Below are 7,694 nucleotides of genomic sequence, written 5' to 3'. Positions count from 1 at the left end.
CGGTGGAGCTGCATGACAAGGTCATCGGGCATTATCTGAACATAAAACACTATCAGTAAGTTGGAGTCATTACCGGAAAACCATGTATGTCGAAGCGGATAAATTGCTGGCTAAACTTAACCTGCGCTTTAAAAGCGACAAGTTAGTGGGCGATCTTTCCATCGGTGACCAGCAAATGGTTGAAATCGCCAAAGTGCTGAGCTTTGAGTCGAAAGTCATCATTATGGATGAACCGACCGATGCGCTGACCGATACCGAAACCGAATCCCTGTTCCGCGTCATCCGCGAGCTGAAATCGCAAGGCCACTGTATTGTCTATATCTCCCACCGCATGAAAGAAATCTTCGAGATTTGCGATGACGTTACCGTTTTTCGTGATGGGCAATTTATTGCTGAGCGCGAAGTGGCATCACTGACCGAAGATTCGCTGATTGAGATGATGGTGGGCCGCAAGCTGGAAGATCAATATCCACACCTGGACAAAGCGCCAGGAGATATCCGCCTGAAAGTCGATAATCTCTGCGGACCTGGCGTTAACGATGTCTCTTTTACTTTACGCAAAGGCGAAATTCTTGGCGTCTCTGGTTTGATGGGCGCAGGTCGTACCGAACTGATGAAAGTGCTCTACGGCGCACTGCCGCGCACCAGCGGTTACGTCACCCTGGATGGGCATGAAGTCGTTACCCGTTCACCGCAGGATGGCCTGGCAAACGGCATTGTGTATATCTCCGAAGACCGTAAACGTGACGGTTTAGTGCTGGGCATGTCAGTAAAAGAGAACATGTCGCTGACAGCGCTGCGCTACTTCAGCCGCGCTGGCGGCAGTTTGAAGCATGCCGATGAACAGCAGGCTGTGAGTGATTTCATTCGTCTGTTTAATGTGAAAACGCCGTCGATGGAACAGGCAATTGGTCTGCTTTCCGGTGGCAATCAGCAAAAAGTGGCGATTGCCCGCGGTCTGATGACACCCCCAAAGTATTGATCCTTGATGAGCCTACCCGTGGCGTAGATGTCGGCGCGAAAAAAGAGATCTATCAACTGATTAACCAGTTCAAAGCCGATGGCTTGAGTATCATTCTGGTGTCATCGGAGATGCCAGAAGTATTAGGCATGAGCGATCGCATCATCGTCATGCATGAAGGGCATCTCAGCGGGGAATTTACTCGTGAGCAGGCCACCCAGGAAGTGTTAATGGCTGTCGCTGTGGGCAAGCTTAATCGCGTGAATCAGGAGTAAAAAAATGATAACCCAGACTGTCTCTGGTCGCCGTTATTTCACGAAAGCGTGGCTGATGGAGCAGAAATCGCTTATCGCTCTGCTGGTGCTGATCGCGATTGTCTCGACGTTAAGCCCGAACTTTTTCACCATCAATAACTTATTCAATATTCTCCAGCAAACTTCGGTGAACGCCATTATGGCGGTCGGGATGACGCTGGTGATCCTGACGTCGGGCATAGACTTGTCGGTAGGTTCTCTGTTGGCGCTAACCGGCGCAGTTGCTGCATCTATCGTCGGCATTGAAGTCAATGCGCTGGTGGCTGTCGCTGCTGCTCTCACGTTAGGTGCCGCAATTGGTGCGGTAACCGGGGTGATTGTAGCGAAAGGTCGCGTCCAGGCGTTTATCGCTACGCTGGTTATGATGCTTTTACTGCGCGGCGTGACCATGGTTTATACCAACGGTAGCCCAGTGAATACCGGCTTTACTGAGAACGCCGATCTGTTTGGCTGGTTTGGTATTGGTCGTCCGCTGGGCGTACCGACGCCAGTCTGGATCATGGGGATTGTCTTCCTCGCGGCCTGGTACATGCTGCATCACACGCGTCTGGGGCGTTACATCTACGCGCTGGGCGGCAACGAAGCGGCAACGCGTCTTTCTGGTATCAACGTCAATAAAATCAAAATCATCGTCTATTCTCTTTGTGGTCTGCTGGCATCGCTGGCCGGGATCATTGAAGTGGCGCGTCTCTCCTCTGCACAACCCACGGCGGGGACTGGCTATGAGCTGGATGCTATTGCTGCGGTGGTTCTGGGCGGTACGAGTCTGGCGGGCGGAAAAGGTCGCATTGTTGGGACGTTGATCGGCGCATTAATTCTTGGCTTCCTTAATAATGGATTGAATTTGTTAGGTGTTTCCTCCTATTACCAGATGATCGTCAAAGCGGTGGTGATTTTGCTGGCGGTGCTGGTAGACAACAAAAAGCAGTAATAACGACTACAGGACATCTTGAATATGAACATGAAAAAACTGGCTACCCTGGTTTCCGCTGTTGCGCTAAGCGCCACCGTCAGTGCGAATGCGATGGCAAAAGACACCATCGCGCTGGTGGTCTCCACGCTTAACAACCCGTTCTTTGTATCGCTGAAAGATGGCGCGCAGAAAGAGGCGGATAAACTTGGCTATAACCTGGTGGTGCTGGACTCCCAGAACAACCCGGCGAAAGAGCTGGCGAACGTGCAGGACTTAACCGTTCGCGGCACCAAAATTCTGCTGATTAACCCGACCGACTCCGACGCAGTGGGTAATGCTGTGAAGATGGCTAACTAGGCGAACATTCCGGTTATCACTCTTGACCGCCAGGCAACGAAAGGTGAAGTGGTGAGCCACATTGCATCTGATAACGTACTGGGCGGCAAAATCGCCGGTGATTACATCGCGAAGAAAGCGGGTGAAGGTGCCAAAGTTATCGAGCTGCAAGGCATTGCCGGTACATCCGCAGCCCGTGAACGTGGCGAAGGCTTCCAGCTGGCCGTTGCTGCTCACAAGTTTAATGTTCTTGCCAGCCAGCCAGCAGATTTTGATCGCACCAAAGGTTTGAACGTAATGCAGAACCTGTTGACCGCTCATCCGGATGTTCAGGCTGTATTCGCGCAGAATGATGAAATGGCGCTGGGCGCGCTGCGCGCACTGCAAACTGCCGGTAAATCGGATGTGATGGTCGTCGGATTTGACGGTACACCGGATGGCGAAAAAGCGGTGAATGATGGCAAACTAGCAGCGACTATCGCTCAGCTACCCGATCAGATTGGCGCGAAAGGCGTTGAAACCGCAGATAAAGTGCTGAAAGGCGAGAAAGTTCAGGCTAAGTATCCGGTTGATCTGAAACTGGTTGTTAAGCAGTAGTTTTAATCAGGTTGTATGACCTGATGGTGACATAAATACGTCATCGACAGATGAACGTGTAATATAAAGAAAAGCAGGGCACGCGCCACCCTAACACGGTGGCGCATTTTATGGACATCCCGAATATGCAAAACGCAGGCAGCCTCGTTGTTCTTGGCAGCATTAATGCTGACCACATTCTTAATCTTCAATCTTTTCCTACTCCAGGCGAAACCGTAACCGGTAACCACTATCAGGTTGCATTTGGCGGCAAAGGCGCGAATCAGGCTGTGGCTGCTGGGCGTAGCGGTGCGAATATCGCGTTTATTGCCTGTACTGGCGATGACAGCATTGGCGAGAGCGTTCGCCAGCAGCTCGCCACTGATAACATCGATATTACTCCGGTCAGCGTGATCAAAGGCGAATCAACAGGTGTGGCGCTGATTTTTGTTAATGGCGAAGGTGAGAATGTCATCGGTATTCATGCCGGCGCTAATGCTGCTCTTTCCCCATCGCTGGTGGAAGCGCAACGTGAGCGTATTGCCAACGCGTCAGCGTTATTAATGCAGCTGGAATCACCACTCGAAAGTGTGATGGCAGCGGCGAAAATCGCCCATCAAAATAAGACTATCGTTGCGCTTAACCCGGCTCCGGCTCGCGAACTTCCTGACGAACTGCTGGCGCTGGTGGACATTATTACGCCAAACGAAACGGAAGCAGAAAAGCTCACCGGTATTCGTGTTGAAAATGATGAAGATGCAGCGAAGGCGGCGCAGGTACTGCATGAAAAGGGTATCCGTACTGTACTGATTACTTTAGGAAGTCGTGGTGTATGGGCTAGCGTGAATGGTGAAGGTCAGCGCGTTCCTGGATTCCGGGTGCAGGCTGTCGATACCATTGCTGCCGGAGATACCTTTAACGGCGCGTTAATCACGGCGTTGCTGGAAGAAAAACCATTGCCAGAGGCGATTCGGTTTGCCCATGCTGCCGCTGCGATTGCCGTAACACGTAAAGGCGCACAACCTTCCGTACCGTGGCGTGAAGAGATCGACGCATTTTTAGACAGGCAGAGGTGACGCTTGGCTACAATGAAAGATGTTGCCCGTTTGGCGGGCGTTTCTACCTCAACAGTTTCTCACGTTATCAATAAAGATCGCTTCGTCAGTGAAGCGATTACCGCCAAAGTTGAAGCGGCGATTAAAGAACTCAATTACGCGCCATCAGCTCTGGCGCGTAGCCTCAAACTCAATCAAACACATACCATTGGCATGTTGATCACTGCCAGTACCAATCCTTTCTATTCAGAACTGGTGCGTGGCGTTGAACGCAGCTGCTTCGAACGCGGTTATAGTCTCGTCCTTTGCAATACCGAAGGCGATGAACAGCGGATGAATCGCAATCTGGAAACGCTGATGCAAAAACGCGTTGATGGCTTACTGTTACTGTGTACCGAAACGCATCAGCCTTCGCGTGAAATCATGCAACGTTATCCGACAGTGCCTACCGTGATGATGGACTGGGCTCCGTTCGATGGCGACAGCGATCTTATTCAGGATAACTCGTTGCTGGGCGGAGACTTAGCAACGCAATATCTGATCGATAAAGGTCATACCCGTATCGCCTGTATTACCGGTCCGCTGGATAAAACTCCGGCGCGCCTGCGGTTGGAAGGTTATCGGGCGGCGATGAAACGTGCGGGTCTCAACATTCCTGATGGCTATGAAGTCACTGGTGATTTTGAATTTAACGGCGGGTTTGACGCCATGCGCCAACTGTTATCACATCCGCTGCGTCCTCAGGCCGTCTTTACCGGAAATGACGCTATGGCTGTTGGCGTTTACCAGGCGTTATATCAGGCAGAGTTACAGGTTCCGCAGGATATCGCGGTGATTGGCTATGACGATATCGAACTGGCAAGCTTTATGACGCCACCATTAACCACTATCCACCAACCGAAAGATGAACTGGGGGAGCTGGCGATTGATGTACTCATCCATCGGATAACCCAGCCGACCCTTCAGCAACAACGATTACAACTTACTCCGATTCTGATGGAACGCGGTTCGGCATAGATTTACGCTGTCTTTTGATCAAATTATTACCATCGGTTGTTTTCAGAAGCATGAACATTGCTGCTGAAGCAACAGTAATAATGCCCATCGTGATAAACGTATAGTGGAATTGTTCGACAGTCGTTGTGCCTTCCATCCCTTCATAAATGCGAAGGACGGCCGCACTTACAGCAACGCCTAAACTAATCGACAGTTGCTGCGTGACCGCCAGAACACTGTTACCGCTGCTGGCGTTGTCATCGGTCAGATCGGCAAGTGTGATGGTATTCATCGCGGTAAACTGCGTCGACATAGCCATCCCTAATATAAACAACGGCAAGATCAGCATCCATATCGCCATTGCCGGTGATTGCAAAGAGAACTGAGCGATCATTAGCCCAATAATCACCGTGATCCCCACTAATGTATGGCGATAGCCCAGACGACGTAAGACTTGGGTAACCATCGATTTTGCAATAATGGAACCTAACGCTGTCGGTGCCATCATACAGCCGGCAATAAACGCCTGATAACCAAATCCTACCTGTAACATCAATGGCATAAGGAACGGTACACAGCCGGTCCCCAGACGGGTTGCAATATTGCCTACGATACCGATCGAGAAAGTGCGGGTTTTAAATAAATCTAATGAAATTAATGGGTTTGGCGTACGTCGCGCATGGAGAATATAGAGAAGCAGTAACCCGATGCTGGTGACAATTACCGTCAAGGCAATCCAGCTGGCGACAATCTTTTCCCCGAATAGCTCTATTCCGCTTGAAAAGAGAACAAGGCTGAGGCCAAACAGCAAAAAGCCAGTGATATCGAATCTGCGTCGTGCGGTGGTGAAATTGGGCATATGTTTGCGCGCGTAAAGAAGGCCCGCAATACCTATGGGGATATTAATTAAAAATATCCAGTGCCAGGTTGCCCAGGTGACCAGCACGCCGCCAAGAACGGGGCCTAAAATTGGCCCCACCAGACCCGGCATGGCGACAAAATTCAATACCGGAAGAAGTTCATTACGAGGATAAGCACGCAGTAAGGCCGGCCGAGCAACAGGCATCATCATTGCGTCGCCTATCCCTTGAATAACCCGGAAGACAACCAGCTGTGGTAGCGAATTAGAAAGTGCGCAGGCCAGAGAACCCAACGTGAACAGACTCACGGCAAGGGTAAAAATGCGACGCGTACCGAAGCGATCGGCTAGCCATCCGCTTACCGGAATAAGCATCGCCACCGTCAGCGTATAACTGATGATGGCTGATTGCATCGCGAGAGGAGAACGATTAAGGCTATGAGCGATTGCGGGTAAGGCGGTATTCAGAATAGTGGCATCAAGTGCCTGCATGAAGAAGGCCATCGCCGCGATCCACGGCAAACCCGACATACTACGCTTCTTTTTATCGCTCATTCAATGTCCTGTTATCGGGTTATCACTTATCAGGTGAGCGTAGCAGCGCCTGACAAGCTTTAAATGCCGCGTCGCCATCGCTTTGGATAATCGCATCGACAATCGCCTGGTGCAGATCCAGCTTTATCACTGTGTCGCTGGTAATTGACGTGAAGTAAGTGTGATAAACCGAATGGAATAGCGAGGCGAATGAGGTCAAAAACGGATTGGCGCTCATTTCATAGATATGCTCATGCCAGGCCATATCGACTTCGATCCAGCGTTCACGGCGAAAGTTCTCTTTTAATGCCGCCATTTCGGCCATTAACGTATTGAGATGCGCCTTCTGTTCCGCGGTGCCAACCGTTGCTGCCAGTAGGCAGGCTTGCGGCTCCAGACAGATACGCATAACCAGAAAGTGATCGATGACCTGATGAAAGTTCTCTTCTGTTATCCACCAAGTAAGCAATTCCTGATCAAGAAAATTCCAGTTCGATTGTGGCATGACCCGAGTACCAATTCGCGGTCGCGGTAAAACCATCCCTTTTGCCGTTAACGTTTTGACCGCTTCGCGTACCGCTGTACGACTCACTCCAAATTGCTCGCCCAGCTCAATCTCACCGGGCAAAATGGTGCCGGGTTCATATTCACCTTTTAAGATCCGTTGCGCCAGCTTCTCAGCCAGAACATACGAAAGGTTTTTCTGTGCAGCTAACTGTTGTGCGCTTAAAGGCATTACTTATCTTCCTTTTTCTTTTTATTCCTCCTTAGTATGCCACCAGGAAGTGTGATTACGGTTGCAAAAACGGCAAATTGCTTGTTTTATGGCACATTAACGGGGTGTTTTGCTGAAAAAATGCGCGGTCAGAAAATTATTTTAAATTTCCTCTTGTCAGGCCGGGATAACTCCCTATAATACGCCACCACTGACACGGAACAACGGCAAATACGCCGCCGGGTCAGCGGGGTTCTCCTGAGAATTCCGACAGAAAAAGCAAAAATAAATGATTGACTCTGTAGCGGGAAAGCGTATTATGCACACCCCCCCCCGCGCCGCTGAGAAAAAGCGAAGCGCACTGCTCTTTAACAATTTATCAGACAATCTGTGTGGGCACTCGAAGATACGGATTCTTAACGTCGCAAGACGAAA

General features: G+C 50.5%; 6 protein-coding genes and 2 pseudogenes. 6 read left to right on the top strand and 2 right to left on the bottom strand.

Going from position 1 to position 7,694, the window contains the following annotated elements; translation table 11 throughout:
- Nucleotides 1–2 precede the first annotated feature (2 nt).
- The 6 genes and pseudogenes from ABZJ92_RS19635 to rbsR all read left to right on the top strand — a co-directional run bounded on the left by ABZJ92_RS19635 (nt 3) and on the right by rbsR (nt 5,172).
- The gene (locus ABZJ92_RS19635; protein WP_003032489.1) at nt 3–59 is read left to right on the top strand and encodes an IS1 family transposase; all 57 of its coding nucleotides are present in this window, start codon (nt 3–5) and stop codon (nt 57–59) included.
- 17 nt (nt 60–76) lie between these two features.
- Nucleotides 77–1,236 (top strand): annotated as a pseudogene (gene rbsA, locus ABZJ92_RS19630) (ribose ABC transporter ATP-binding protein RbsA); the annotation flags it as partial.
- Nucleotides 1,237–1,240: 4 nt separating this feature from the next.
- Complete coding sequence (rbsC, locus tag ABZJ92_RS19625; RefSeq protein WP_000632679.1) at nt 1,241–2,206, top strand: ribose ABC transporter permease; 966 nt, start codon at nt 1,241–1,243, stop codon at nt 2,204–2,206.
- Between the two features lie 24 nt (nt 2,207–2,230).
- Nucleotides 2,231–3,121 (top strand): annotated as a pseudogene (gene rbsB / locus ABZJ92_RS19620) (ribose ABC transporter substrate-binding protein RbsB).
- A 125-nt stretch (nt 3,122–3,246) separates the two neighbouring features.
- On the top strand, nt 3,247–4,176 hold the full coding sequence (gene rbsK / locus ABZJ92_RS19615; RefSeq protein WP_005051970.1) for a ribokinase: 930 nt from the start codon (nt 3,247–3,249) through the stop codon (nt 4,174–4,176).
- A 3-nt stretch (nt 4,177–4,179) separates the two neighbouring features.
- The gene (rbsR, locus tag ABZJ92_RS19610) at nt 4,180–5,172 is read left to right on the top strand and encodes a ribose operon transcriptional repressor RbsR (protein ID WP_000224470.1); all 993 of its coding nucleotides are present in this window, start codon (nt 4,180–4,182) and stop codon (nt 5,170–5,172) included.
- Here rbsR and mdtD read toward each other — a convergent pair.
- The gene (mdtD, locus tag ABZJ92_RS19605; protein WP_001280877.1) at nt 5,138–6,565 is read right to left on the bottom strand and encodes a multidrug transporter subunit MdtD; all 1,428 of its coding nucleotides are present in this window, start codon (nt 6,563–6,565) and stop codon (nt 5,138–5,140) included. The genes rbsR and mdtD overlap by 35 nt on opposite strands.
- Before the next feature lie 22 nt (nt 6,566–6,587).
- Nucleotides 6,588–7,280 (bottom strand): FadR/GntR family transcriptional regulator, encoded by a 693-nt coding sequence (locus tag ABZJ92_RS19600; RefSeq protein WP_001131160.1) that lies wholly within the window; start codon nt 7,278–7,280, stop codon nt 6,588–6,590.
- Nucleotides 7,281–7,694: the final 414 nt, after the last annotated feature.

Source organism: Shigella sp. FJ200513 (assembly GCF_040495915.1).
GTDB lineage: Bacteria > Pseudomonadota > Gammaproteobacteria > Enterobacterales > Enterobacteriaceae > ECMA0423.
Note: the sequence above shows the minus strand (reverse complement) of the source record. Positions and strands in the feature narration are given on the sequence as shown.

Bases quoted from the DNA above. Each gene is read 5' to 3' on its own strand.
- ABZJ92_RS19600 (WP_001131160.1), bottom strand. From the start codon at position 7,280: ATGCCTTTAAGCGCACAACAGTTAGCTGCACAGAAAAACCTTTCGTAT.
- rbsK (WP_005051970.1), top strand. From the start codon at position 3,247: ATGCAAAACGCAGGCAGCCTCGTTGTTCTTGGCAGCATTAATGCTGAC.
- rbsC (WP_000632679.1), top strand. From the start codon at position 1,241: ATGATAACCCAGACTGTCTCTGGTCGCCGTTATTTCACGAAAGCGTGG.
- mdtD (WP_001280877.1), bottom strand. From the start codon at position 6,565: ATGAGCGATAAAAAGAAGCGTAGTATGTCGGGTTTGCCGTGGATCGCG.